21 protein-coding genes and 1 pseudogene are annotated in these 24,324 nt (G+C 70.8%); 12 read left to right on the top strand and 10 right to left on the bottom strand.

Features of this window, described 5'->3' with window-relative positions; genetic code table 11:
* The 4 genes from SGA01_RS04295 to SGA01_RS04310 are packed head-to-tail and all read right to left on the bottom strand — an operon-like array spanning position 1 to position 4,548.
* Complete coding sequence (locus SGA01_RS04295) at positions 1-1,011, bottom strand: alpha-ketoacid dehydrogenase subunit beta (protein ID WP_141293399.1); 1,011 nt, start codon at positions 1,009-1,011, stop codon at positions 1-3.
* The gene (pdhA, locus tag SGA01_RS04300) at positions 1,008-2,072 is read right to left on the bottom strand and encodes a pyruvate dehydrogenase (acetyl-transferring) E1 component subunit alpha (RefSeq protein WP_229917909.1); all 1,065 of its coding nucleotides are present in this window, start codon (positions 2,070-2,072) and stop codon (positions 1,008-1,010) included. Before pdhA ends, SGA01_RS04295 begins: the two co-directional genes overlap by 4 nt.
* A complete protein-coding gene (acsA, locus tag SGA01_RS04305; RefSeq protein ID WP_141293401.1) occupies positions 2,072-3,874 on the bottom strand; it encodes an acetate--CoA ligase in 1,803 nt (600 codons plus the stop codon). Before acsA ends, pdhA begins: the two co-directional genes overlap by 1 nt.
* Complete coding sequence (locus SGA01_RS04310) at positions 3,871-4,548, bottom strand: CBS domain-containing protein (RefSeq protein WP_141293403.1); 678 nt, start codon at positions 4,546-4,548, stop codon at positions 3,871-3,873. The genes acsA and SGA01_RS04310 overlap by 4 nt, the downstream gene beginning before the upstream one ends.
* 247 nt (positions 4,549-4,795) lie before the next feature.
* Between SGA01_RS04310 and SGA01_RS42770 the strand changes: the two are divergent.
* Positions 4,796-4,990: pseudogene (locus SGA01_RS42770) on the top strand (DUF1918 domain-containing protein); the annotation flags it as partial.
* 28 nt (positions 4,991-5,018) lie between these two features.
* Here the strand turns inward: SGA01_RS42770 and SGA01_RS04320 are convergent.
* Entirely contained in the window at positions 5,019-5,618 is a 600-nt protein-coding gene (locus tag SGA01_RS04320; protein ID WP_141293407.1) for a CBS domain-containing protein, read from the bottom strand.
* A gap of 372 nt (positions 5,619-5,990) precedes the next feature.
* Here SGA01_RS04320 and SGA01_RS04325 point away from each other — a divergent pair, with 372 nt between their 5' ends.
* On the top strand, positions 5,991-6,890 hold the full coding sequence (locus tag SGA01_RS04325; protein WP_141293409.1) for a universal stress protein: 900 nt from the start codon (positions 5,991-5,993) through the stop codon (positions 6,888-6,890).
* A complete protein-coding gene (locus tag SGA01_RS04330; RefSeq protein WP_141293411.1) occupies positions 6,890-7,597 on the top strand; it encodes a helix-turn-helix domain-containing protein in 708 nt (235 codons plus the stop codon). Before SGA01_RS04325 ends, SGA01_RS04330 begins: the two co-directional genes overlap by 1 nt.
* Before the next feature lie 245 nt (positions 7,598-7,842).
* On the opposite strand, the gene SGA01_RS04335 is transcribed toward SGA01_RS04330, so the two are convergent.
* On the bottom strand, positions 7,843-8,379 hold the full coding sequence (locus SGA01_RS04335) for a hypothetical protein (RefSeq protein WP_229917907.1): 537 nt from the start codon (positions 8,377-8,379) through the stop codon (positions 7,843-7,845).
* Positions 8,380-8,862: 483 nt separating this feature from the next.
* Here SGA01_RS04335 and SGA01_RS04340 point away from each other — a divergent pair, with 483 nt between their 5' ends.
* On the top strand, positions 8,863-11,574 hold the full coding sequence (locus tag SGA01_RS04340; RefSeq protein ID WP_141293413.1) for a heavy metal translocating P-type ATPase: 2,712 nt from the start codon (positions 8,863-8,865) through the stop codon (positions 11,572-11,574).
* 57 nt (positions 11,575-11,631) lie between these two features.
* Here SGA01_RS04340 and SGA01_RS04345 read toward each other — a convergent pair whose 3' ends face one another.
* The gene (locus tag SGA01_RS04345; protein ID WP_141293415.1) at positions 11,632-12,495 is read right to left on the bottom strand and encodes a universal stress protein; all 864 of its coding nucleotides are present in this window, start codon (positions 12,493-12,495) and stop codon (positions 11,632-11,634) included.
* Between the two features lie 224 nt (positions 12,496-12,719).
* Here SGA01_RS04345 and SGA01_RS04350 point away from each other — a divergent pair, with 224 nt between their 5' ends.
* From SGA01_RS04350 to SGA01_RS04385, 8 genes are all read left to right on the top strand, one after another.
* Positions 12,720-13,625: a universal stress protein gene (locus SGA01_RS04350; RefSeq protein ID WP_141293417.1), complete on the top strand. Its 906-nt coding sequence runs from the start codon at positions 12,720-12,722 to the stop codon at positions 13,623-13,625.
* A complete protein-coding gene (locus SGA01_RS04355; protein ID WP_141293419.1) occupies positions 13,622-14,632 on the top strand; it encodes a universal stress protein in 1,011 nt (336 codons plus the stop codon). The genes SGA01_RS04350 and SGA01_RS04355 overlap by 4 nt, the downstream gene beginning before the upstream one ends.
* Before the next feature lie 128 nt (positions 14,633-14,760).
* Entirely contained in the window at positions 14,761-17,163 is a 2,403-nt protein-coding gene (gene ppsA / locus SGA01_RS04360; RefSeq protein WP_141293422.1) for a phosphoenolpyruvate synthase, read from the top strand.
* Between the two features lie 243 nt (positions 17,164-17,406).
* Entirely contained in the window at positions 17,407-17,820 is a 414-nt protein-coding gene (locus tag SGA01_RS04365) for a CBS domain-containing protein (RefSeq protein WP_141293424.1), read from the top strand.
* Positions 17,821-18,038: 218 nt separating this feature from the next.
* Positions 18,039-18,497 carry an Hsp20/alpha crystallin family protein gene (locus tag SGA01_RS04370; protein ID WP_141293426.1) on the top strand — a complete coding sequence of 153 codons (459 nt, stop codon included), beginning with the start codon at positions 18,039-18,041 and terminating at the stop codon, positions 18,495-18,497.
* Complete coding sequence (locus tag SGA01_RS04375) at positions 18,494-18,997, top strand: flavodoxin domain-containing protein (protein WP_141293428.1); 504 nt, start codon at positions 18,494-18,496, stop codon at positions 18,995-18,997. Before SGA01_RS04370 ends, SGA01_RS04375 begins: the two co-directional genes overlap by 4 nt.
* 48 nt (positions 18,998-19,045) lie before the next feature.
* Entirely contained in the window at positions 19,046-19,636 is a 591-nt protein-coding gene (locus SGA01_RS04380; RefSeq protein WP_359103449.1) for an Rv1733c family protein, read from the top strand.
* Positions 19,629-22,397, top strand: coding sequence for a cation-translocating P-type ATPase (locus tag SGA01_RS04385; RefSeq protein WP_141293432.1), 2,769 nt, complete (start codon positions 19,629-19,631; stop codon positions 22,395-22,397). The genes SGA01_RS04380 and SGA01_RS04385 overlap by 8 nt, the downstream gene beginning before the upstream one ends.
* Here SGA01_RS04385 and SGA01_RS04390 read toward each other — a convergent pair.
* The 3 genes from SGA01_RS04390 to SGA01_RS04400 are packed head-to-tail and all read right to left on the bottom strand — an operon-like array spanning position 22,325 to position 24,314.
* Positions 22,325-22,777, bottom strand: a complete 453-nt coding sequence (locus SGA01_RS04390) for a DUF4389 domain-containing protein (RefSeq protein ID WP_229917905.1) — start codon at positions 22,775-22,777, stop codon at positions 22,325-22,327. The genes SGA01_RS04385 and SGA01_RS04390 overlap by 73 nt on opposite strands.
* A gap of 34 nt (positions 22,778-22,811) precedes the next feature.
* Positions 22,812-23,414 carry a CBS domain-containing protein gene (locus SGA01_RS04395; RefSeq protein WP_141293436.1) on the bottom strand — a complete coding sequence of 201 codons (603 nt, stop codon included), beginning with the start codon at positions 23,412-23,414 and terminating at the stop codon, positions 22,812-22,814.
* A gap of 45 nt (positions 23,415-23,459) precedes the next feature.
* On the bottom strand, positions 23,460-24,314 hold the full coding sequence (locus tag SGA01_RS04400) for a potassium channel family protein (RefSeq protein ID WP_308699034.1): 855 nt from the start codon (positions 24,312-24,314) through the stop codon (positions 23,460-23,462).
* Positions 24,315-24,324 lie beyond the last annotated feature (10 nt).

The raw sequence follows: 24,324 nt of genomic DNA on the forward strand, positions 1-24,324 counted from the left end.
TCAGCTCACCACCCGGCGCGCCGCCGCCACGATTCCGGCCGGCTGGGGGAGTGCCGCCTCCTCCAGCCGACGGGCGTAGGGGATGGGGACCTCCGCGCTGCACACCCGCTCGACGGGCGCGTCGAGTTCGAAGAACGCCTGCTCGCAGATGCGCGACTCGATCTCGGCGGACAGACTGCCGCTGCGCCAGCCCTCGTCGACCACGACAGCCCGGTGGGTCCGCCGGACGGAGCCGACGAACGTGGCGTCGTCCAGGGGCCGCAGCGTGCGCAGGTCGACGACCTCCGCGCTGATCCCCTCGCCCGCCAGTTCCTCCGCGGCTTCGAGGGCCTTGGACACGCAACCGCCGTACGCGACCACTGTCAGGTCGGTGCCTTCGCGGCGGACGGCCGCGCGGTCCAGGTCGACCTGCTGGACCGCCGGGTCGAGCTTTCCGGCCGCGTTGTACAGGCTGCCGTGCTCGAAGAGGAGTACCGGGTCGGGGTCGGCCAGCGCGGCGGACAGTACGTGGCGGGCGTCGTCGATCGTGGCCGGTGCCAGGACGCGGAGGCCCGGGATGTGCGCGTACCAGCCTTCGAGGCTGTGGGAGTGCTGGGCGGCCAGCTGCCGTCCCGCGCCCGTTGTCATGCGGATCACCAGTGGTACACCGAGCTGTCCGCCGGACATATGCCGCAGGGTGGCGGCGTTGTTGAGGATCTGGTCGAGGGCCAGCAGGCTGAAGTTGACGGTCATGATCTCGACGACGGGCCGCATCCCGGCCAGTGCGGCGCCGATCCCGGCTCCGACGAACGCGGACTCCGACAGAGGCGTGTCCCGGACGCGATCGGGGCCGAACTCCTCCAGGAGGCCGAGGCTCACCCCGAAGCAGCCGCCGTAGCGTCCCACGTCCTCACCCATCAGGAACACTCGGTCGTCCGAGGCCAGGGCCTCGCGCAGTCCCTCGCGCAGGGCCTCCCTGTATGTGGTGGTGTCGTCGTCGGGATGCGCCCGTGGTCGTGTACGCGTGCTCATGCCCGAGCCTCCTCGTGTCGGCCTGTGACATGGAGCAGCAGATCCTCGGCCGGCTCCTCGGGGGCCCGTTCGGCCGCCCGGACGGCGTGATCGATCTCCTCGGCGACCTGGTGCTCCAAGTCCTCCAGCGCGGCGGCGTCGAGGAGTCCAGCCGTACGCATGCCGTCGGCGAGGCCGGTGACGGGGTCGTGCCGCTTCCACTCCTCGATCTCGTCCTTCGGCCGGTACCGGTCCGGGTCGTACATGGAGTGCGCGCGGAACCGATACGTCCGCATCTCCAGGAAGTGCGGTCCGCTGCCGGCTCGAATGGACTCGACCGCTCCGTGCGCGGCCTTCTCCACAGCGCGTACGTCCATGCCGTCCACGGCCCAGGCCGCCATGCCGTACGACGCCGCCCGCATCGCCAGGTCCGTCTGGGCGTGTTCGCGGGCGAGGGCCGTTCCCATCGCGTACAGGTTGTTCTCGCAGACGAAGAGCACCGGCAGGCCCCAGAGCGCCGCCAGATTGGCGGTCTCGTGGAACTCGCCCTCCGCGAAGGCTCCGTCCCCGAAGAAGCAGCAGGTCACCCGGGGCTCGCCGCGCATCCGGTCGGCGAGCGCCAGGCCCGCCGCGAGCGGCAGTCCGCCGCCCACGATCGCGTTGCCGCCGTAGAAGCGGCGGTCGGCGTCGAAGAGGTGCATGGATCCGCCGCGGCCGTGGCTGCATCCGGTGGTCTTCCCGTACATCTCCGCCATCACGGCCTCGGGCGGTATCCCACGGGCCAGGGCGTGGCCGTGTTCGCGGTACGTGGAGACGACCGCGTCCCGCTCGTCGAGCGTCTGGTGGACGCCGACCGCCACCGCCTCCTCGCCGATGTAGAGGTGGACGAAGCCCCGGATCGCCGCTGCGCTGTACAGCTCGACGCACCGTTCCTCGAAGCGGCGGATGAGCAGCATCTGCCGCAGGAGGTCCAGGTCGTGGGCGGCCGCAGGAGTTCGGGAGGACGCTGCCGGCGCACGGGAGCGGCGTGTGCGCTTCGCCTGCGATGTCCCGGCGGGCGTGCCGCCGTGTGCGGTGGCCATCACGGCTCCTTCCCGGAGGGCCCGGCGGTCCGGGCCGGTTCAGGTGTCTCCAACGTCGACACGTCGCCCTCGGGCAGACCCAGTTCGCGGGCCCGCAGCAGGCGGCGCATGACCTTGCCGCTGCGGGTGTGCGGCAGATCCTCGACGAACTCGATCTCCCGGGGTGCGACCGCCGGGCCGAGGCGCCGCCGGGCGAACGCCATGACGTCACGCCTCAGTTCGGCGTCGGGCGGGTACTCGGGGCGCGGCAGTACGAAGGCCTTGACGATCGCGCCGACCAGCGGGTCCGGACGTCCGATGACCCCGGCTTCGGCGACGGCCGGATGCTCCATGAGCGCGCTTTCCACCTCGAACGGCCCGATGAGGTGTCCCGCGGACTTGATGACATCGTCGGCCCGGCCCACGAACCAGTACCAGCCGTCGGCGTCGCGGCTGACCAGGTCGCCGGTCAGATACCAGCCGTCCGCGAAGCACGCCTCGTATCGGTTCGGCTCGTGGAGGTAGCCGCGGAACATCGACGGCCAGCCTGCCTGCAGGGCGAGCTCGCCTTGGGCGCCCGGCTCCTGGAGGATCCGGACGTGCCCGCCGATGATCGAGGCCCGGCCGTCCTCGCCGCACGCCAGTACGGCGGCCTCGACACCGGGAAGCGGTCGGCCCATCGAACCGGGGCGCACCGGGTCCGCCGCGAAGTTGGCGATCATGATCGCGCCGGTTTCGGTCTGCCACCACGTGTCGTGGACCGGTAGTCCGAGGGACTCCTGGCCCCAGCGCACGGCCTCGGGGTTGAGCGGCTCGCCGACGCTCGCGACGAACCGGAGCGCGGAGAGGTCGTGGCGCGCGGTCGGTGTCGGGTCGCCGGTGCGCGGTGCGGCCCGCATGAGCATGCGGAGCGCGGTGGGCGCGGTGTACCAGACGGTGACGTGATGGTCGGCGAGGATCCCGTACCAGCGGGCGGGGGCGAAGTCCCCTTCGTCGACGACAGTCGTCACGCCGTGGGTGAGCGGGGCGATGATGCCGTACGACATGCCCGTGACCCAGCCGGGGTCGGCTGTGCACCAGAAGACGTCGCCCTCGTGCAGGTCCAGGGCGTAGGCGGCGGTGACGTGGTGGGCGAGGACCGCCTCATGTGCGTGTATCGCGCCCTTGGGGGTGCCTGTCGTGCCGCTGGTGAAGTGCAGCAGTGCCGGCTCCGCGGGATCGGTCGGTCCGACCGTGTACGTATCCGGGGCGGCTGCCGTGAGGGCCGGGAAGGAAAGGGTGTCCGAGGGCGGGTCGGCCCCTGGGTCGAGGAGCAGGACGTACCGCAGGTGCGGAAGTCGGGAGCGTACGGGGGCCACCTTGCGCTCGTACAGCTCGCGGGTCGTGACGAGTGCCCGGGCGCTTCCCAGTTCCAGGCGCAGCGCGACGGGTTCGGGGCCGAATGCGGTGAAGAGCGGGCACAGGACCCGGCCGGCCCGCAGCGTGCCGAGGACCGTGGCGTACAGCTCGGACCGGCGGCCGAGCAGGGTGAACACCCGCTCGCCGCGTTCCACGCCGAGTGTCTCCAGAACGTGCGCGAAGCGGGAGCTCTCGGCTGCGAGCTGGGCGAACGTGACCGTCCGCACGGACCCGTCGCGGGCGACGCAGCGCAGCGCGACGTGCTCGCCGTGGCCCTCGCGCAGATGCCGGTCGACCGCCTCGTATCCGATATTGATGCCGCCGTCCGGCAGCCCGGCGAGCCGCGATCGCTCGCGGCGCCAAGAGAACGTCTCCCGCGCACTCTCGTAGTCGGGCATGACCGGTGCCACCCACAGAGCGTTCATCGCGGTGGCTCCACGTCGAGCGCGAGGTTGTCATAGGCGTACTCGATCGATTCGTGCAGGGCGACGACTCCGTCGACCGAACGGCAGAGCCGCACGATCACGCGGATGTCGGCCCGCTCGTCGACCCGGCCAGTCAGCCGGACGACTCCGTCGTCGACCGTCACGCGGATCGTGTCGGGGGCCAGGCGCAGGGTGTCGGCCAGGACGTCGTGTTCGATCTCGTCACGGATCGCGGTGTCACTGCGCAGGAAGGGCCGCAGCAGGTCGCTGCGGCTGATGATCCCGACGAGTCGACCGGTCTCGTCGGTGACGGGCAGTCTCTTCACAGCCTTGCGCTGCATCGTCCGGGCCGTCTCGACGAGATTCCAGTTCGCCTGTGCCGTGACGGCCGGCGAGGTCATCAGCTGGGCGGCCGTCTCCGCATCGGGCATCCCTCGCTCCTGGGACAGCAGCCGGACACCCGCCCAACGGCCCTCCAGGTCGGGGAGCTCGGCGGTGGAACGCAGCAGGTCGGCCTCCGAGACCACACCGAGCAGGCGTCGGTCGGCGTCGACGACCGGGACCGCCGAGACGTCGTGGTCGGCGAAGAGCCGGGCGATCACCTTGAACGGGGTCTCTGGGGCTGCGGTGACCACATCGTGGGTCATCACCTCGAAAACCGTGCGGTGCTGCATGACGGTCCTCCTTCAGGGGACGCGGCCACCCCAGTTCTCACTCTGCTGCGCGCAGCCCACCCGGGGCAGTGCCGAATGGTCCCCATCCGGGACGTTCGGCCCCTATGGCGGCCGGCTGGCCGGGACGCACGGTGGAGAAGACGAGAGAGCCCGTCCCGGGAGGACCGCGGCCGGGCGCTCGTGCCGGGAGGCGAGAAGCATGACCGGGACCGGAGCACGACAAGGTCAGGAGAAGCCCCGCGCCGGGCTGTGGGCTCGCGTCGGCGACCGGCTGATCGTCGGCGGTGCCACGGTCGGGGACGAGGGACGTGACGGTGAGATCGTCGGGCTCCACCATCCGGACGGCACTCCGCCCTTTGACGTCCGGTGGTCGGACACGGGCAGGGTCACCGAGGTGTTCCCGGGCCCGGACGCGCGGGTCCAGCACTTTCCGCCGCACGGCACGAGAGAGGCCGGACCCGTGAAGGCCGTTACGCGGTCATGAATTTCGCCGTCGCGGCCACCACGCCGGGCACCGCCCGGGTCAGGCGCAGGGCCAGATCCGCCGGAACGGACTGTGGCAGGCGTCCGGCGAGCGTCACCGCGCCGTTCTCGACCCGTACGGTCAGTGCCGCGTCACCTTCGGGGATCAGGTGTGTGAGGAGCTCGTGGCGCACGTCCTCGGCGAGTTCGGCGTCGGAGCGAAGGTAGATCTTGAGCAGGTCGCCCCGGCTGACGACACCGACCGGGCGGCCGTCCTCGTCCACCACAGGAAGTCGCTTGAGGTGGCCATGCGCCATCAGTCGCGCGGCCCCGGAGATCGTGGCATCGCGCGGAATGGTGACGGCCGGAGCCGACATCAGGCTGCCCGCCGTCACCGATCCCGCGTCGTCCCGGGCCTCTCCCGGAACCTTGCCGAGTACGTCCGCCTCGGACACCACGCCGACCACTCGTCCCTGGGCCGACAGCACGGGGACTGCGCTCACGCCCCAGCGCCGCATGGACCGGACGATCTCCTTGACCGGTGCGTCGAGCCTGGCGGAGACCACCGCATGGGTCATCACGTCGTCGACGGTACGTGGGTGCTTCATGACCGGCCTCCGGTGTTCCGGCGCCCCGAGTCCTGTTGCTGTGAGGGTGTCGCCTTCGGGCGGCTGACGACAAGGGCCGAAAGGGGGCACGTCGGGACCCGGGCAGCACTGGCACGGACCGTCTGCCGATGCTTTCCTGAAAGTGAGGAGGGGGCCCGCCAGAGGGACGCGGGGAAACGGCTTCGAGCCGCTCACCGCGCGATCAGGATCCGCGAGAAGCGGATGGGCCCCTCCTCCCGTCGTGTCTCCGCGGCGCTACCACACCTGGTCCGGGCGGGCCGCGCCCGGGACCAACCGGCCCTATTCGGTCACTTCCACCCGGTGCGAGCGTGGCAGCAGGCCACCTCACGACCCGGAAAGGCGGTGGGCACGATGGAATCGCCCCTGGTGGTAGGAGTCGACGGGTCCGACGCCAGTCTCACGGCCTTGGACTGGGCTGTCGACGAAGCGGTACGGCGCGGGCTTTCCCTGCGCATCGTCCATGCCTCCCTGTGGGAACGGTACGAGGGAGTCGTGCCGGCCTGGACCACGGACCGGCCCTCGGGCCAGGTCCTGGCCGAGAACATCGTCGGCACCGCGGCCGAACGCGCCCGGCGCCGGGCACCCGACCTTCCTCTCACTACGGCCGTCCTCGCCGAGGACGCGTCCAGTGCGCTGCTCAGTGAGGGGCGGGAGGGCACGATCCTCGTCGTCGGGGCACGCGGGCGCGGAGAGTTCGCCGACCTTCTGCTCGGGTCCGTCAGCCTCGTCGTGGCCGCCCGAGCCCACTGTCCGGTCGTCGTCGTCCGGGGGGACCGGCAGGCCCTGGAAGCACGCCACGGGCGCGTCCTGCTCGGCGTCGGTGAACATGACCTGGACTCGCCGGCCGTGAGGTTCGCCTTCCGTGAGGCGGCCGTCCGGGACGCGGAACTCGACGTCGTCCGCACCTGGCGACGGTCGGTCCATGGACCGGCCGACCACCTGCTGATGAGGCGCGCAGGGGCGGCCTACTTCACGGAAGGGGCTTCCGAACTGCTCGACACGGCCCTTGAGGCCGCGGCGTCCGAACATCCCCAGGTGCGCCTGCGCAGGAGCACGGTCGAGGGCTCCGCCCACAAGGTACTGACCGAGCGCTCCGCCGCCGCCGACCTGCTGGTCGTCGGCGCCAGGCGCCGGGAAGGGCTCGTCGGCCTGGAGCTCGGCAGAGTCGCCCACCGCGCCCTGCACCACGCCTCGTGTCCGGTCGCCGTCGTACCCCAGCGGCGTCCCGAGACCGCGGAAGGAGACCTGTGATGAACACGGACGGTGACCCGCGTGCCTCGCACGCCACGAGCGACCTCGGCCGCCGCGTCGCGTCCAGGCGTACCCGGCTCGGCCTGTCCTGGGAGGACGTGGCCGAACGGGCCGGCTCGACACCCGGCTTCATCGCCTATGTGGAGGAGCAGGTGGCCACCCCGGGGATCGAGTTCTTGGTCCGGCTTGCGAACGCTCTGGAGACCACTGTCCAGGAGCTCACCGGCTACACGGCGGACCTTGCGCCAGGAGGTGCCCGCGCCGGGTACCGGGCACGGATGGAGGAGATCGGCGAGGCCGAGTGCTGGGAGCTGCTCGACGGCCACGGCGTCGGCCGGGTCGCCGTCGAAGGACGGGACGGGCTGATGGTGTTCCCCGTGAACTACCAGGTCGTCGACGGGGACGTGGTCTTCATGACTGCTGCGGACTCGACCCTCGCGCGCGCCTCGACGTCCGGTGTGGAGATCGCCTTCGAGGAGGACCACCTCGACGAAGCCTTCAGCCGGGGCTGGAGCGTGCTCCTTGTCGGTCCGGCACGCACGGTGTCGGATGAGACGGAATTGCGGAGGATCAAGGACGCTGTCCACTTGGCGCCGTGGGCGGGGGACGGCCGGGACACCGTGGTGACCCTCTCACCGCGCCGGGTGACCGGACGGCGCATCCAGGTGCCGGGCGCGCCCGGCACGCCATCCGGGCCCGCTGACTAGACGGGTACCGGACCGGCTCGCCGCCAGCGGACCGCCGACGAACGCGTCGTCCGACCGATGCCCCAGACCTCGACTGGGTCACCGGTTCGAGCCGGACAGGAACAGCCGGCTCGATCTGGACCGGTCCACGCGAGCAGCGACGGTGCCCGGCCGGCGTCCAAGCGACGACCACGCCGAGCAGGCGCAAACCGCTCGGTTGGTGGCCCCGGTCAGGCTGGTGGCCTCGGTCAGGGGCGGCTGTGACGTCAGCGCTCGCTGGTGGTGATGTAGATGCCGTGCCAGGTGTGGTCCCACACAGCGCCGGTGGAGGCGTTGACCGACAGCATGCCGCTGATCTCGCCCGAGCGCAGGGTGTGCAGGGTGTAGTAGCCGGGAAACGCCTCGGCCTCTCCGACGGTCAGGTCGCTGCCCCGGTCATGCAGCCACTTCTGGGCGCGCTCCTGCGCCTCGGCGGGGGAGATCCGGGTCTCGGTCCGGCCACGCTGGTGCATGCCGTAGTCGGTGTTCCACATCATCGCCGGCCCGTACTCGATCCCGGTGTCGCCATCGGATGGATCAACGAGGATCTCCGTCGCCGGCTTCCCATCATGGGTCTGCAGTTCGGCGTAGAAGTTCTTCGAGAACTGCATGACTTCACCGACACGCAGGTTGAGCCGGTCGGCGAAGGTGTCGGCCCGCTGGCGGGCTTGGTGCAGGGTCTCGACCGGAGTGCCGTCGCCGCGCTGCCAGTAGCCCCCGCCCATCATGCCGGGACCCCACGCACAGTCATCGCGGCCTGTCATTCCTGGCCTCATGCCGGGCCCCCACGAGTCCCAGTCGTCCCAGTCGTCGCCGGACATGCCGGGCCTCCAGCAATCGCCGCCGGAAGGGCTGGGTTGGGCGGCGGCCGCGCTCAGGGGCCTGCCGCTGGCGGTGCTATTTCCGGCCGCGCATCCAGCGGCCAGCGCGAGGGCCGCCAGTGCGGCCGCGGTCCACCTGCTCGTGCTGGACATGATCATCACCCTTCCGGGCCGTTCCCAGTCCCTGCTGCCCGACCCGGGTACGTTCCCTCCAGTCTCGCCCCCGGACGCAAGGACCGCCGAGGGCCGTCCGGACCCGGCCGTTGCACCGGTCGGCCCGTGTGTGAGTCGACCCGGGATGCCCTTGAGGTCAGCGGTCAACGTCCAGGGTGAGGTGGGCGCGGAGGAAGTCGGAGTGCTGAGGTGGCCGACGTGGATGCTGCGCGGGAGGCTGGAACAGCAGGGCGCGCGAGGAGGCGAGTGGCCATGCCTGTCGCGGACGTGATCGTCGTTGTGGTTGCCGTAGGTCTCATCGCCGTGCTGGGCTGGTATTTCTTCGGCCCGCGCAAGGCCGGCACGGTCCGCGTGGAGGGAGGCGTGCAGCGGGTCGACGTGACCGTGCGGGGCGGCTACAGCCCGAACCTGATCAAGGTCCGCCAGGGCACACCGGTCGAGCTCGTCTTCGACCGGCAGGAGGCCGGCGAATGCACCTCCCGCGTCGTGTTCCCCGATCTCAGGGTCGGGGCCGGACTGCCCGCCCACACCCGTACGACCGTGAGGCTGAGCCCTGACCGGCCCGGCACGTACGGGTTCGCCTGTGGCATGAACATGATCCACGGGACCCTCGTCGTCGAACCCGCCGATGGTGGAGCACCGGAACCGGGCACGGTGTCAGGCGGAGAAGCGGCGCCGAGTGCGGGGGAGGCGTCGGCCGAGGACGCGGAGGCAGCCGACATCGCCGAGCGCCAGGAGGAGATCAAGGACCTGACCCGCCGCGTCGTCGTGGGCGCGGTGCTCACCGCACCGGTCCTCTTCGCCGTCATGGCGCACGAGCTGTTCGGCGCCGACTGGGTGCCCGGCTGGATGCTGAACCACTGGTTCCAGCTCGCACTGATCACGCCCGTGATGCTCTACACCGGCTGGCCCGTGCACTCCACCGGCTGGCTGGCCCTGCGCCACCGGTCGGCGGACATGAACTCCCTGATCACCCTGGGCACGAGCGCCGCCTACGGCTTCAGCCTGCTCGTCACCCTCGCTCCGGGGCTGCTCCCCGAGGACGTGCGGGAGGTGTACTTCGAAGCGGTCGGCGTCATCCTGACCCTGATCCTGCTGGGCCGTCTTCTGGAGGCCCGGGCCAAGGCCGGCACGGGCGAGGCCATCCGCGCGCTGATCGGCCTGCAGGCCCGCACCGCGCGCGTCCTGCGGAACGGCACTGAGACCGAGATACCCGTCGAAGAGGTGGTCGTCGGGGACGAGGTCGTCATCCGCCCCGGGGAGAAGATTCCCGTCGACGCCGAGGTCCTGTCGGGCTCGTCCGCCGTGGATGAGTCGATGGTGACGGGCGAGCCGATGCCGGCCACGAAGCACGCGGGCGACGGTGTCATCGGCGCCACCGTCAACACCACCGGTTCCTTGCGGGTACGCGCGGCCAAGGTCGGCGCGGACACCATGCTCGCCCAGATCATCCGGTTGGTACAGCAGGCGCAGGCGTCCAAGGCGCCGATCCAGCGTCTCGCCGACGCGATCTCCGCCTACTTCGTCCCGGCGGTCATCGTCATCGCGATAGCGACGTTCGCTCTCTGGTACACGATCGGACCCGCACCGGCTCTCACCCTGGCCCTGGTCTCCGCCGTCGCGGTCCTGATCATCGCCTGCCCCTGCGCTCTCGGCCTGGCCACCCCGCTCTCGGTCATGGTCGGCACCGGCAAAGGCGCGCAGGCGGGCATCCTCATCCGCTCCGCCGAAGCCCTGGAGACCGCCCACAAACTCGACACCGTCGTCCTCGACAAGACCGGCACGGTCACCATCGGCAAGCCGGTCCTCACCGACATCCGCCCCGCCACGGGAGTCGACGAAGCCGAGCTGCTACGGCTGGTCGCCGCCGCCGAGGCCGACAGCGAGCATCCCCTTGCCCAGGCCGTCGTCTCCGGCGCCCGCGACCGTGGCCTTCAGCCGCCGACCGCGACCGGCTTCGACTCCGTCACCGGCAAAGGCGTCCACGCCAGGGCCGAAGGCCACACCATCATGGTCGGCACCGCCCGCTTCCTCCACGACACCGGCGTCGACACCTCCCCTCTCGACGCCGTCGCCGCGGTGCTCGCGGCTGAGGGCAAGACACCCGTTCTCGCAGCGGTCGACGGTCGTCCCGCCGGGGTGCTCGCCGTCGCCGACACCGTCAAGGACGACTCCGCCCGGGCCATCGCGGCCCTGCGGCAGCTGGACGCCGAGGTCGTCATGCTCACCGGCGACAACGCCCGCACCGCCGCCGCCATCGCCGCCCAGGTCGGCATCTCCCGGGTCCTGGCCGAGGTGATGCCCGAGCACAAGACCGACGAGATCCGCCGCCTCCAAGCCGAGGGCCGGACCGTCGCCATGGTCGGAGACGGCATCAACGACGCCCCTGCCCTCGCTCAAGCCGACGTCGGACTCGCCATCGGCACCGGCACCGACGTCGCCATCGAATCCGCCGACATCACGCTCATCTCCGGATCCCTTACCGGAGTCGTCACCGCCATCCGCCTCTCGAAGGCGACCATGCGCAACATCAAGCAGAACCTGTTCTTCGCCCTCGTCTACAACGCCGTCGGCATCCCTCTCGCCGCGGGAGCCCTCTATCCCCTGTGGGGCATCCGCCTCAGCCCGATCATTGCTGCAGCAGCCATGGCTCTGTCCTCGCTGTCCGTCGTCACCAACGCCTCCCGCCTGCGACGCTGGCACCCCGCACCGCTGCCCGAAGCGGGCGGCCCACCGACGCGGCCCGAAGTCGAGACGACCACCGGCACCACGCGGCGACAGGACGGCCCGCTCGGAAGCCTGACCGTCGACCCCGTGTGCGGCATGGAAGTCGACCCCACCACCGCACCCGAACACCGGGACAGCTCCGCAGGCCCACTGCACTTCTGCTCCAGCCACTGCGCCACCGCCTACGATGCCGCTCCCGACCGCTACACGCCGTCCATCACCCGCCGACATCCGTAGAACACCGGGCGATGGATACATCCGTGCGCGGTCGAAGGTCGGGGCGCCACCGTCCGCTCACGTCATGGGGACGACGGCGACCGGCGCGGGGCTGTGGTGGATGACCGCGTGGGCGACATGGCCCAGATGCGGGCCGAGAGGGACGTTCCGACTCCGGCGTCCCACGATCACGAGTTGCGCGGTCTGGGCCGCCTCGACCAGCTGGTACGCGGGCGAGCCCACCACCGACTTGGCCTCCACTTCCACGCCCGCGTAACGCTTCCGCCATGGCTCCAGCAGGTCGTCCAGTCCCCCGAGGAGGTGGCTGCCCAGCTCCTCGCCGATTCCCGGGTCCATGGTGGAGGCGTAGCCGTACGAGGCGGGAAGCGTCCAGCTGTGGAGGAATCGCAGCGGCGTGCCCCTGCGGGCGGCTTCGGAGAAGGAGAACGCGAGCAGGGCTTCGCACGGGTGGTGGATGTCGACGCCCACCACGATGCCGCCTTCGGGAGATTCCCGGTCGTCCGTCGCGCGGACGAGGGCGACCGGCTGTCGGGCCGTGCCGACGACGGCGAGGGAGACCGAGCCGACGAGGAAGCCGCGGACGCCGCCGAGTCCGCGCGAACCGAGGACCGTCAGATCGGCTTCGTTCGCGGCAGCCGTCAGTTCCTCGGCTGCCCGGCCATGCGCATGCTCCGTGATGACCTCGAGGTCGGGATGGTGCTTCCGGACTCGGTCCGTCACCTCTCGCATCAGCCTCTCGGTCTGCTCGTCGTGGGCGAGTGTGCGGGCGTACGCCATGGGTACTTCCGGCATGCTCGGCCATTCCTCCACGTGCACCAGCCTGAGGGGCACTTCGCGCAACACCGCTTGCGTCGCGGCCCAGCGGGCGGCGGCGAGGCTTTCCTCAGAGCCGTCCAGACCGACGGTGACCTGGGCTGTCATGGCGTGCCTCCCTCATCGAGTCCTTTCCGCCCCGTCCCGGGTCCGGATCGGACAGGACATCTCACATTTCAGGTTGGTGCCACGTCGCTTCCGGCAGCAGGGCCGGGCAGGGCTCGATCGGGGCCGAACGGCCCATCCCGAGGAGGCCCACCACGATGCCAGTGTGGGAGATGTCGCCCCTCGGGACGCGCTCCCGAGCCTCGGTTCACCCAGGAGGAGGAGCCATGACCAGCGAGACCCCCGCCCGACCGGAGCTCGGCAACGTCGTCGTGGGAGTCGACGGGTCCCCCTCCGGGCGCGCGGCCGTGCTCTGGGCCGCCGACGAGGCGGACCGACGAGGGCGGGCGCTGCATCTCGTCCACGCCGCCGACACCGACCGCCGGGCCATCTTCGCCAACGCCGAGACGATCCAGGCGGTACGCGAAGCGGGTCGCGACCTGCTGACCGAAACCGCGAGCGCGGTCCGTGACCTCTATCCGGACCTTGCCGTCACGAAGGAGCTGGGCCGCCAGGAGCCGGTCGCCGGTCTCCGGGCGGCCGCCGGCCACCGGGGCACGATCGTCGTGGGCAACCGGGGGCTCGGCGGCTTCTCCGCGCTCATGCTCGGATCCGTCGGTCTGGGCGTGGCGGCCCGCGCCGAAGTGCCCGTGGTCGTGGTCCGTGGAGACGGTGAACGTCCCGCGTCGGGCTCGGTGACAGCAGCCGTGCACGGTGCTTCGGATCTGGGCTGGCTGCTTGTCGCGGCCGCCGAGGCCGACGCCCGTAAGGCGGCGTTGCGTCTGGTGAGCGTCTGGAACCTGCTCACCCACGTCGGCAGCGTCGCGACCATGCTGGACGACCTCGACGAGATCGCACGACAACGCGTGCACGAGATCAAGTCGCTCGCCGACCTTGCGCAGGAGTTCTACCCCACCCTGACCGTCAGCCATCACGTCGAGACGGGCACGAGCACGCCCGGGATCCTGGTGGAGGCGAGCGCCCACACCGATCTACTGGTGATGGGCAGAGAACACCGCGCACTGGGCGTAGGCCCCTCCCTGGGGCGAGTCGCCCACGTCCTACTCCATCACGCCCACTGCCCGGTGGAGATCGTCCCACCCGCCTTCGCCACCCGGGTCGAGGAGACATGAAAGACATACTGCTCGGAGTCGACCCCCGGGAGCAGTCGGTCCCCGCTCTCGTCTGGGCCGCCGACGAAGCCGTACGAAGAGGACTGGTGCTCAGGCTGGTCGTCGCCGTACCGCCTGCCCATGACGGGCTCCGGTACGACGCGCTCGCCCGCCAGAGCGCCCTGGGTATCCGCGCGGAGTCGGCGATCGCCAACGCGGAGGACCTCGTCCGGTACCTGCACGACGGTCTGCGGATCGCGACGGAGCGCGTGAACGGTGTGCCGGCGACCGTGCTGCGCGACATGGCGCAGCACGCCGCACTCGTCGTCGTGGGCTCTCGCCGTCTCAGCAGGCCGGCCGAGATGTTCAGCGAGAGCTCCGTGGTCGCCCCGCTCACGGCACGGGCGGACTGTCCCGTCGTCGTGGTCCGCGCACCCGAGCACACCGCCGTGTACCCACCGACCGTCGTCGTCGGCGTGGACGGAAGCGAGTCCTCACAGGCCGCGGTCGCCTTCGCCGTCGAGGAGGCGAGCCTCCGCGAGGCACGGCTGCGGGCTGTCTGGGTCTGGCCCCGTTCCGTCCTCGCTCACGACGACGGTGAAGAGGGTCTGGCCGAGCGGCGTCGGCTGCTCGCCGAATCGGTGGCGGGCTGGACGGAGAGGTATCCGGATGTCGCCATCTCCGAAGAGGTCCTGCGAGGACATCCGGTCGAACAACTCGCCCTGGCGTCCCAGGAATCCCTCTCTCTGGTGGTCGGTCGCCGGGGCCGTGGCGGCTACTCGGGCATGCGGTTGGGTTCGACGGTTCACGGCCTGCTGCATCGTGCTCCGTGTCCGGTGATCACCGTCCCCCTCCCGCAAGGCGAGCGCAGGACCGGCGACCCGGCATGGTCCGACCGGTCCCGGTCCGGCACGGCCGACCGGCCCGTGCCCGCTGCCCCGCTCGGCACTGGGCCGCGACCACCTCCACGCGGGACGGTGGGGCGAGCGGACGCCCCCGGTCCGTCGGAGGGTTCTGCGGAGAGGTGAGCATCATGCAGCGCATCCTGATCAGCCCCCGGCCCCAGCGTCCCCGCAGGCCCGCCCCCCTCGACCTGCGCACGCCGTCCGGCCGTCCCCTGCCGTACTGAGGAGGCCCGAGAGCCGTGGAGGAGACCATGGGACCGATACGACACGTCGTACCGTTCACGGAACTTGGGCGGCACGACGTCAGCCGAGCGGGTGGCAAGAACGCCTCGCTGGGCGAGATGACCACCCGGCTCGCGGGCGCCGGCATCCGCGTCCCTCCGGGCTTCGCCACCACCGCCGAAGCGTACGAGGAGCTGCTCGGTTCCCGAGACCTCCGCCGTCGCGTGGAAGCACAGATCGACAGACTGCATGAGGGCGCGCCACTCGATCAGGTCGGGGCTGCCATCCGGTCCCTCTTCCTCGTGGAGCCGTTGCCCGTGCCTCTGCGGGATGCCGTGCTCGCGGCGTACGAGCAGCTGGCCGAGGAGATCGGCCGGGAGTCGCCCGAGGTGGCGGTGCGCAGCAGTGCGACGGCGGAGGACCTGCCCGAAGCGAGTTTCGCCGGGCAGCAGGAGACGTACCTGAATGTCAGCGGCGCCGACGCGCTCCTTGAGGCCTGCACGCGCTGCTACGCCTCCCTGTTCACCGACCGGGCGATCGACTACCGCGAACGGATGGGCTTCGACCACCTCGCCGTCGCCTTGTCCATCGGCATCCAGGTCATGGTCCGCTCCGATCTCGCAGGCGCCGGGGTCGTCTTCACCCTCGACCCGGAGAGCGGCTTCCCGGACGTGATCGTGGTGAGTGCCGCCTGGGGGCTGGGGGAGACCGTCGTCAGCGGCCAGGTCGACCCGGACGAGTACACGGTGTTCAAGCCGAGCATGAAGGACCCGGAGCTCGATCCCGTCATCGACGTGCGGATCGGAGCCAAGCGGCTGAAGGCCGTGTACGCGGACACCGGGCTGACCCGTACGGTCGACACGCCCGACGGTGAGCGGAACCAGCGGGTCCTCGACGACGCGGAGATCCGCACGCTCGCCGGATGGGCGGCGGCCGTCGAGGAGCACTACGGCTGCCCCATGGATATCGAATGGGCCAAGGACGGCCTCACCGGCGAGCTCTGGATCGTCCAGGCCCGCCCGGAGACGGTCCAGTCGCGTCGTCGCACCACCACCCTGACCCGCCGCCGGCTCACCGCCATTCCTGGCGAACCGCTCGTCGAAGGCATCGCAGTCGGTGAGGCCATCGGCCAGGGCCGTGTCGTGGCGCTCGACGCGCCCGTCGACCTCGACCGCTTCCCCCAGGGCGGCGTCCTCGTCACCGGCGTCACCGACCCGGACTGGGAACCCGTCATGAAGAGGGCCTCTGCCATCGTCACCGACCACGGGGGGCGTACCTCACACGCCGCCATCGTCAGCCGCGAACTCGGCGTCCCCGCCGTCGTCGGAACCGGCAACGGGACACGGATCCTGCGGGATGGCCGCTCTGTCACGGTCTCCTGCGCCGAGGGAGGGAGCGGACGTGTCTACCAAGGGCTGCTCCCGTACGAGGAGACCCAGACCGACCTCGCGGAACTGCCTGCCACCCGAACCCGGGTGATGCTGAACCTGGCCGATCCCTCAGCCGCGTTCCGCTGGTGGCGGCTCCCCGCCGACGGCGTGGGACTGGCGCGCCTCGAGTTCATCGTCGCCCACCAGGTGAAAGTCCACCCCATGGCCCTACTGCACCCGGAGCGGCTCGAACCACACGACCGGCATGTCATCGAGCGGCTCACCGAGGGCTACCTCGACCGAGGTGACTACTTCGTCGACCGGCTTGCCCACGGCATCGCCCGGATCGCCGCCTCGCGCTGGCCGACGCCCGTCGTCGTGCGCACCAGCGACTTCAAGACCAACGAGTACGCCAAGCTCCTCGGCGGCCGACCCTTCGAACCGGACGAGGCGAACCCCATGATCGGTTGGCGTGGTGCGAGCCGGTACTACAGCGACGGCTACCGCGAGGGCTTCGCCCTCGAATGCCGCGCACTGCGCCGCGTGCGCGAGGGGATGGGGCTGACGAACCTGGTCGTCATGATCCCCTTCTGCCGCACCCTCGGCGAGGCCGATCAGGTGCTCGCGGTGATGGCGGACGAGGGACTGGTACGGGGCGAGAACGGGCTGCAGGTCTACGTCATGGCGGAGATACCGGCCAACATCATCCTGGCCAGGGAGTTCGCGGAACGATTCGACGGATTCTCGATCGGCAGCAACGACCTCACCCAGCTCACCCTCGGCGTCGACCGCGACTCCGAGGCCCTCGCCCATGTTTTTGACGAGCGGGACCCCGCGGTCGTCCGCAGCATTCAGACCCTCGCCGTCCGCGCCCACGCGGCGGGCCGGCCGGTCGGACTGTGCGGGCAGCGGCCCAGCGACGATCCGGCGTTCACCGCGATCCTGGTCGAGGCGGGCCTCGACTCCATATCCGTAGCGCCTGACAGCTTCGCAGCCGTCAAACGGCACGTGGCCCGCGCGGAGGCGACGCTCAAGAACGGCGCCGGGCGAAGGAAGGAGTGACCATGCCAAGGAAGGCACGACATCGAGTCGCCGCGGACACCGGGCTGCCGGCCCGGCGCGGTCGACGGGTGGCCACGGGAGACGCGCTGCCCGGTCGGCCCAGGAACCACCAGCTGCCCACGGAGGGGGCGATGGGACGTCCCTGGCGCCCGGTTCACACCATCAAGGTGTCGACGTTCTTCCTCTGAACCGAGGGTTGATCGGCTGGACCGTGAACAGGGGGCCAGAAAGGAGGACGCGGCCATGACGACCGCAAGGGAAATCATGCACGCCGGTGCAAGCTGCGTGCAGGAGAACGAGAACCTCATGGACGCCGCACGCCGCATGAGCGAACTGGATGTCGGCGCGCTGCCCATCTGCGGGCCGGACGACCGGCTGCACGGCATCATCACCGACCGGGACATCGTGGTGAAGTGCCTCGCCAAAGGCAAGGACCCACACCGCATGACGGCCGGGGACCTCGCCCAGGGCAAGCCCGTCATCGTGGACGCGGGCGCAGACAGCGAAGTGGTGCTCCGCACGATGCAGCACCACCGTGTCCGCCGCGTGCCCGTGATCGACGACCATCGCCTGGTCGGCATGATCAGTGAGGCGGACCTGGCGCGGCACCTGCCGGAGGAACGGGTGGGCCATTTCGTCGAGGAGATCTGCCGCTGACAGCACCAGCGCTGTGGCGCCATGGGCCGGTCGGTCCCCTCCTGGTGCGGCCCGTTCGGCCCCGTCGGACAGCCCCCTTGGGCACTGCGCCACGCGACCTCGTGGGTGGAAGAGTGGGTTACGGAGTCGGACCGGGCTCGCAACCCGATCCGCCGCCTGTCCGCACCTATTCGGGTCCACCGCGACCGTCCTGGGCCCCGTACAGGAGGAGCAGCATCATGGCCGGAGGCAAGGTGGAACGCAGGCACAGCCTCTTCCCCGACTTCAACGACTGGTTCAACAGGGAGTTCCCCGGGCTGCCCGGGTGGCGACCCGCGACGGCTGCTCACTCCATTCCTGTGGAGGTGACCAGCGGTGACGGTGTGTACGTGCTGCGGGCCGAGCTGCCGGGGATGGACCCGGACGACGACATCGGCATCACCGTCGACGACAACCTCATCACGGTGAGTGCGGAGCACAGCGAGAGCAAGGAGGACAAGGAGCATTCGGAGTTCCGCTACGGATCGTTCCGCAGGACCGTGCGCCTCCCGGTCACGATCCCCGCCGACGACGTCGAGGCGTCGTACGCGGACGGCATCCTCACCATCCGGATCCCGATGCCCGACCAGGAGACCACCTCCGTCCGGACCGTTCCGGTGAAGCGGACCGACAAGCCGGCCGAGGGCACGGAATCATGAACGCCAAGCGTGTCCTGGTCGCCTATGGCAGCAAGGCCGGCGCGACTGCCGGTATCGCCGAAGAGATCGGCCAGACGCTCCGGGACGACGGTTTCGACGCTGTCGTCCTGCCTGCCGACACCGTCACCGACGTGAGCGGTTACGACGGCGTCGTTCTCGGCGGAGCCCTCTACGCCGGGCACTGGACCGGCAAGGCGCGACGGTGCGCCCGGCGCAACGCCGAACAGCTCAGGCACCGGCCTCTCTGGCTCTTCAGCAGCGGTCCCGTCGACAGTTCCGCGGAACAGCACGACATCCCGCCCGTACGAGGAGTCGCCCGGCGGATGAAGAATCTCGGTGCTCGCGAGCACATGACCTTCGGTGGCGCCGTGACCGCCGAGACGCCGGGCTCTGTCGCCCGCGCGATGGTGCGCCGGGGCAAGGGCGGCGACTTCCGCAATCCGGAACGGATCCGGGCATGGGCCCACCACATCGGAACGGAACTCGGCGCCACCCACTGAATCGGGCCTCTGACAGGTGGGCGAGGCCACCCCAACGGGAGGTTCGGCATGCTCCACCACGAGCCGTCGGGGAGCGGGACCACACGGCCCAGGAGACTCGCAAGGCGCGCCGCCCTGGTCCTCGTGCTGATGATGGCTCTGATCTGCGGTGCTGTGGCCGCCGGGAGCCTTTGGGCGGCCGGAGCCAAGGCCGACCGAGAACTCGCCGTCCACCGTCATCAGGTGACCGCGACGACCACCGGGCCGGCCAAGGAACCACCCGTCGCCACCCGGTACGGCTCCAAGGCACAGGCCGTCGCGCCGGCTGTCTGGGAGCAGCCCGAGCATGTCCGTCGGTCCGGCAGCATTCACGTCCCGCTGCGGACACCCCAGGGGCGCGCCGTGACGATCTGGGTGGACGACGCAGGGGCACCCGCCCGGCCGCCAGGCAGTGCCGCGGACCGCGCCCTTACCTCGCTCTCGGGCGGTACGGCGGCGGCGGGTGTGGTCGGAGTGACGGGCGCCGCCGTGGTCTTCCTCGTACGGCGGCGGACCCAAGGTCACCGGCTCGCGGCCTGGGAACGCGAGTGGGAGCAGGTGGAACCCGTATGGTCCGGCCGACTCCACCGGGGCAGCGGTCCAGAGGACGACGATGACTGACCATGCCGACAGCGGTGCCACTCCGGAGCGGACCGCTGCCTCCACCGAGGCGCCGCCCTTCGACCCCAGTGAACCGCTGCCCCGGCTGCGTCGTGAACTCGCCACGGGGCCGGATGGTCTCTCGGCCCGCGAGGCCGCCCGGCGCCTCGCCGTCCACGGACCGAACGAAGTGCGGCGCAAGGTGCGCTCCTCTTTCGCGCGCGAGCTGGTCGGGCAGCTGGTCCACCCCCTGGCACTGTTGCTGTGGGCTGCCGCCGTTCTCGCCTTCGTCGCGGACCTGGCGGTCCTAGGTTGGGCGATCCTCGCGGTCATCGCCGTCAACGCGGCTTTCGCCCTGCTCCAGGAGCGACAGGCGGAGCGGGCGGTGGAGACGCTCGCCCGCTACCTGCCCGAGCACGCCAGCGCCGTACGCGACGGGCAGCCCCGCGTCGTGGAGGCCCGTGACCTCGTACCTGGCGATCTGATCCTCCTGGACGAGGGCGACAAGGTCCCCGCCGACGCGCACGTCACCGACGGCGGGGTCGAGGTCGATCTGTCGATGCTCACGGGCGAGTCCGTGCCCGTGGAACGGATAGCCTCAGCCGGGATCCTCGGCGCCCCGCTGCTGGAGGAGCCGAACCTCGTCTTCAGCGGGACGACCTGTGTCGGAGGGCAGGCGCGTGCCATCGTGTTCGCCACCGGAAACCACACCGAACTCGGTCGGATCGCCGCGCTCAGCCAGCGGACGCGGCGTGAGGCGAGCCCTCTGGAGCGGCAGGTCAAGCGGGTCGCGTGGCTCATCGCCGGCGTCGCAACCGGCATGGGCGTCGTGTTTCTCGTCCTCGGGGTGGCGGTCGGGCTTCCGGTCACCGACTCCCTGACGTTCGCCATCGGGCTCCTCGTCGCCAACGTCCCCGAGGGACTTCTCCCGACGATCACGCTGGCCCTGGCCGTCGGCGTGCGGGCCCTGGCCCGACGGGGTGCGCTGGTCAAACGGCTCAGCGCGGTGGAGACCCTCGGTTCCACGAGCGTCATCTGCACGGACAAGACCGGCACACTCACCCGCAACAGCATGCGTCTCAGGGCCCTGTGGACGGTCGACCACGGGTCGGAGCCGGGCCCCTGGGCGGAGGAGTTGGCGAGAACCGGTGCCCTGTGTACCACCGTCACACGAGAAGCCGACGGCGAACTGCACGGCGACCCCACCGAGGCCGCCCTCGTCGCCGGGGCCGCCGACCACGGGGCTCCGCTGGACCTCGGTCGGCGCGACGCGGGACGGCGGGCACTGTTCCGCTTCGATCCGAGGCTGCGCCTGATGTCGGTAGTGCAGGGCGGGGAGACGCGGGGCGGGGAGATGCAGGGCTCCACGCGGATCGTGGTCAAGGGAGCGCCCGAAGTGGTGCTGGACCGCCTCCTGCCCGGAACGGGGACAGACGAGGCCCGCGCGGCGGCTGAGGAACTGGCCCGGGACGGCATGCGGGTCCTGGCCGTCGCCGTACGCGAACTGCCGCGCGGTGCGGAGCTGCCGTCACGCCGTCAGGACGCGGAGTCGGGGTTGACCCTGCTCGGGCTCGTCGGGCTGTACGATCCGCCGCGCTCCGAGGTGGCGGAGGCCGTCCGCCGCTGCCACGAGGCCGGGATCCGGGTACACGTCGTCACGGGCGACAACGGCGCCACCGCCGCGGCCGTCGCCCGGGAGGTCGGCATCGGAGTACCCAGCCTGCACGTGGTCGCGGCGTCGGAGTCGCTGGGCGACGACGAACTGGACCGGCTCCTCGTGGAAGGCGACGACGAGATCGTCTTCGCCCGCTCCTCGCCCGAGACGAAACTCAAGGTGGCGGACACCCTTCGGGAGCACGGCCGGATCGTCGCCATGACAGGTGACGGCGTCAACGACGCCCCTGCGCTGCACCGCGCCCACATCGGCGTGGCCATGGGCCGCTCCGGCACCGACGTGGCCCGCGAGGCCGCCACCATGGTGCTCACCGACGACGACTTCGCCACCATCGTGACCGCGGTCGAAGCCGGGCGCCGCGTCTACGACAACGTACGCAAGTTCATCGTCTACATCTTCGCTCACGCGACTCCGGAGATCGTTCCCTTCCTCGTCTTCGCGCTCTCCGCCGGCACGGTACCGCTCCCCCTGACCGTGCTGCAGATCCTCGCCATCGACCTCGGCACCGAGACCCTGCCAGCCCTCGCTCTCGGCAGGGAACGCTCCGAGCCCGGCATCATGCAGCGGCCTCCGCGACCGCGGCACCAGAGCGTGATCTCCCGCGACATGCTCATACGGAGCTGGGGGTACCTGGGGCTCACGTCGGCCGTCCTCGTCATGGCCGGCTACTTCTACGTGCTGTGGCGCGCGGGCTGGCAGCCGGGCGACCCCACCGAGGCGGGCAGCCCCCTGCACCACGCGTACGTCACCGCTACCACGGCGACCTTCGCCGGCATAGTTACCTGCCAGGTCGGCACGGCGTTCGCGGCCCGCACCGACCACGCGGCGCTGCGCGACATCGGAGTGTTCTCGAATCCGCTGCTGCTCGCCGGCATCGCCTTCGAGCTCGCCTTCACGGCCGCCCTCGTCTACGCGCCCCCGCTCCAGCACCTCTTCGGCACGGCCGCCCTTCCTCTGGACGTCGTCCTGCTCGTCGCGACGTTCCCGGTCCTGGTGTGGGGCACCGACGAGCTGCGGCGCGCCAGGCGGCGCCGTCAACTGCCGTCCGCGGCGTGCTCGGTCCCGGCGGTCTCCGTGCCGCCCTGGTCGAGGCGGAAGGGCGGGTAGGCGTCCGTCATGAGGCTCGCGTAGGCGGCGACGCGCAGGACCCAGCGGTTGAGGCCGACGATCAGGGCGAACAGATCACGCGGGTAGCGGTCGGTGAAGGCGAGGGCGAAGGCCGCGATGAGCGTGAGCAGGGTGATCAGGCCGCCGCTCCACCATCCTGCGTGCATGCCGCTGCTGAAGAAGGCGAGCACCAGGTAGTGCGGGATGGCGAGCAGCCACCACTTGACCAGGAAGAGGATGGCGAAGAACGCGATGACCGTCACCACGAAGAAGGCGATCCACAGGAAGAACAGCACGATCCAGTGCGGGATCACCAGGATCCACTTGACCAGCCACAGCCAGCGGGACAGCCGGCCGTCGAGTTCGGCGGATACCGCCACGGGACTGTGAGGGGCGCCAGGGTGTCCATGATCGTCACTTCCTGGAGAGGTCGTCGTCTTCGTACCTGAGCCGGTCGACGACCCCCACGACACCGTCGACGCTGTTGCAGAGTCTGAGGAGCACCGGAACGAGGCTGCGGCGGCGGACCGTGCCGCTGAGGGTGACCCTGCCGTCCTCGACCTCCACCGAGAGGGCCGACGGGCTCAGACCCAGGGTGTGGGTGACCACGTCTTCGACGATCTCCTCCTGGATCGCCCGGTCCCGGCGCAGGAAGAGCTGGACGAGGTCGCTCCGGCTGAGCACACCCACGAGGCGCCCGTCGTCGACGACGGGCAGACGCTTGACCCTGGTCCGGTCCATGACACGGGCGGCCCGCACCACGCTCCACTCGGGTCGGGCGACGACGGCGGGGCTCGACATGAGTGCTCCCGCGGTGTCGAGTACGGCCCCGGCCGCACGGCGGCGTACCAGGTCTGCCTCCGAGACCACGCCCAGTGGCCGGTTCGACTCGTCCACCACGCACACCGCGGTGATGTCGAACTCGTCCAGGAGTCGTGCGATCTCCTTGAACGTCGTGCCCGGACCGACGCTGACCGCTGTGGGCGTCATCAGATCCGCGACGCTGCGGTGCCTCATCGCTCGTCACCTTCTCGCGCGTTCGACCGGCGGCCCCCCCCACGTTCAGGATCGCCCGCTGCCGCCGTCCTGGGGAGGGCCGTCCGGCCCCTGGGGTTGACCGTGGTCGTCGGCGTAGGCCGCGAAGACCCGCTCGGGCCCCTCGCCCGTGCGCAGGAAGCGCTCGTCGAGTACGACGGCCAGGTCTTCCAGTGCCCTGCGGAGTACCGACGCGGAGAGCCTGACGTCCGGGTGGTGCGCCCCGGTGGCTCGGTCCGCGAGGCCGAGGGCGTAGCGGAGCTGTCGGGGCAGGGACGTGTTCTCGTCCCCGTCGTGGAAGTAGTAGGACTCGGCGTACTGCAGGAAGTCGACCGTGATCGTGGAAAGTGCCGAGGTGAGGCCGTCGAGGAGCGCGGCGCCGCCGTCGGAGTCGAGCGCCTCGGCGGTGGCCCCGCTGCGGCGTACGTGGGACAGCCGCAGGGCCAGCGCTCTGCGGCGGGCGAGCGCGGGGTAGATGCCGAGGATCCAGGCGACGGTCGCCGACAGCAGGACGAAGCCCACGAGGGCCTCCATGGGGGCGAGTACGCGCAGCCATCCGGAGGCCGGCGCGATGTCGCCAAGGCCGAGCGTGGCGAGGGTGACCAGCGAGATGTACAGGGCGTCGAGCGGGCCGGCGTGTTCGGACGGGACGAGCCCCGCCGCGTACGAGAAGTCCTCCGGCATGTGGGGCCAGTAGATGAGCCCCCAGCCCACGGCCACGGTCAGTGCCCACGCGGCGACGACCGTCACCATGCCGAGCGGGCCCGCGAGACCGGCCGACCGCCGGCGCTTGCCGAGGCGCGGGGACAGCCACCACAGAGACACCATCACGAGCCTGCTCAGACCCCCGTGACGGGTCGGGTGCCAAAGGGTATGGAACACGTCCCGGAGG

The organism is Streptomyces gardneri, assembly GCF_006539185.1.
GTDB lineage: Bacteria > Actinomycetota > Actinomycetes > Streptomycetales > Streptomycetaceae > Streptomyces > Streptomyces gardneri.

Coding starts and splice junctions, on each gene's coding strand:
- SGA01_RS04395 (WP_141293436.1), bottom strand. CDS start 23,414: ATGAGGCACCGCAGCGTCGCGGATCTGATGACGCCCACAGCGGTCAGC.
- SGA01_RS04385 (WP_141293432.1), top strand. CDS start 19,629: ATGACTGACCATGCCGACAGCGGTGCCACTCCGGAGCGGACCGCTGCC.
- pdhA (WP_229917909.1), bottom strand. CDS start 2,072: ATGGCCACCGCACACGGCGGCACGCCCGCCGGGACATCGCAGGCGAAG.
- SGA01_RS04365 (WP_141293424.1), top strand. CDS start 17,407: ATGACGACCGCAAGGGAAATCATGCACGCCGGTGCAAGCTGCGTGCAG.
- SGA01_RS04320 (WP_141293407.1), bottom strand. CDS start 5,618: ATGAAGCACCCACGTACCGTCGACGACGTGATGACCCATGCGGTGGTC.
- SGA01_RS04370 (WP_141293426.1), top strand. CDS start 18,039: ATGGCCGGAGGCAAGGTGGAACGCAGGCACAGCCTCTTCCCCGACTTC.
- SGA01_RS04325 (WP_141293409.1), top strand. CDS start 5,991: ATGGAATCGCCCCTGGTGGTAGGAGTCGACGGGTCCGACGCCAGTCTC.
- SGA01_RS04375 (WP_141293428.1), top strand. CDS start 18,494: ATGAACGCCAAGCGTGTCCTGGTCGCCTATGGCAGCAAGGCCGGCGCG.
- SGA01_RS04340 (WP_141293413.1), top strand. CDS start 8,863: ATGCCTGTCGCGGACGTGATCGTCGTTGTGGTTGCCGTAGGTCTCATC.
- SGA01_RS04335 (WP_229917907.1), bottom strand. CDS start 8,379: ATGACAGGCCGCGATGACTGTGCGTGGGGTCCCGGCATGATGGGCGGG.
- SGA01_RS04345 (WP_141293415.1), bottom strand. CDS start 12,495: ATGACAGCCCAGGTCACCGTCGGTCTGGACGGCTCTGAGGAAAGCCTC.
- SGA01_RS04295 (WP_141293399.1), bottom strand. CDS start 1,011: ATGAGCACGCGTACACGACCACGGGCGCATCCCGACGACGACACCACC.
- SGA01_RS04350 (WP_141293417.1), top strand. CDS start 12,720: ATGACCAGCGAGACCCCCGCCCGACCGGAGCTCGGCAACGTCGTCGTG.
- SGA01_RS04310 (WP_141293403.1), bottom strand. CDS start 4,548: ATGCAGCACCGCACGGTTTTCGAGGTGATGACCCACGATGTGGTCACC.
- SGA01_RS04380 (WP_359103449.1), top strand. CDS start 19,046: ATGCTCCACCACGAGCCGTCGGGGAGCGGGACCACACGGCCCAGGAGA.
- acsA (WP_141293401.1), bottom strand. CDS start 3,874: ATGAACGCTCTGTGGGTGGCACCGGTCATGCCCGACTACGAGAGTGCG.
- SGA01_RS04330 (WP_141293411.1), top strand. CDS start 6,890: ATGAACACGGACGGTGACCCGCGTGCCTCGCACGCCACGAGCGACCTC.
- SGA01_RS04355 (WP_141293419.1), top strand. CDS start 13,622: ATGAAAGACATACTGCTCGGAGTCGACCCCCGGGAGCAGTCGGTCCCC.
- ppsA (WP_141293422.1), top strand. CDS start 14,761: ATGGGACCGATACGACACGTCGTACCGTTCACGGAACTTGGGCGGCAC.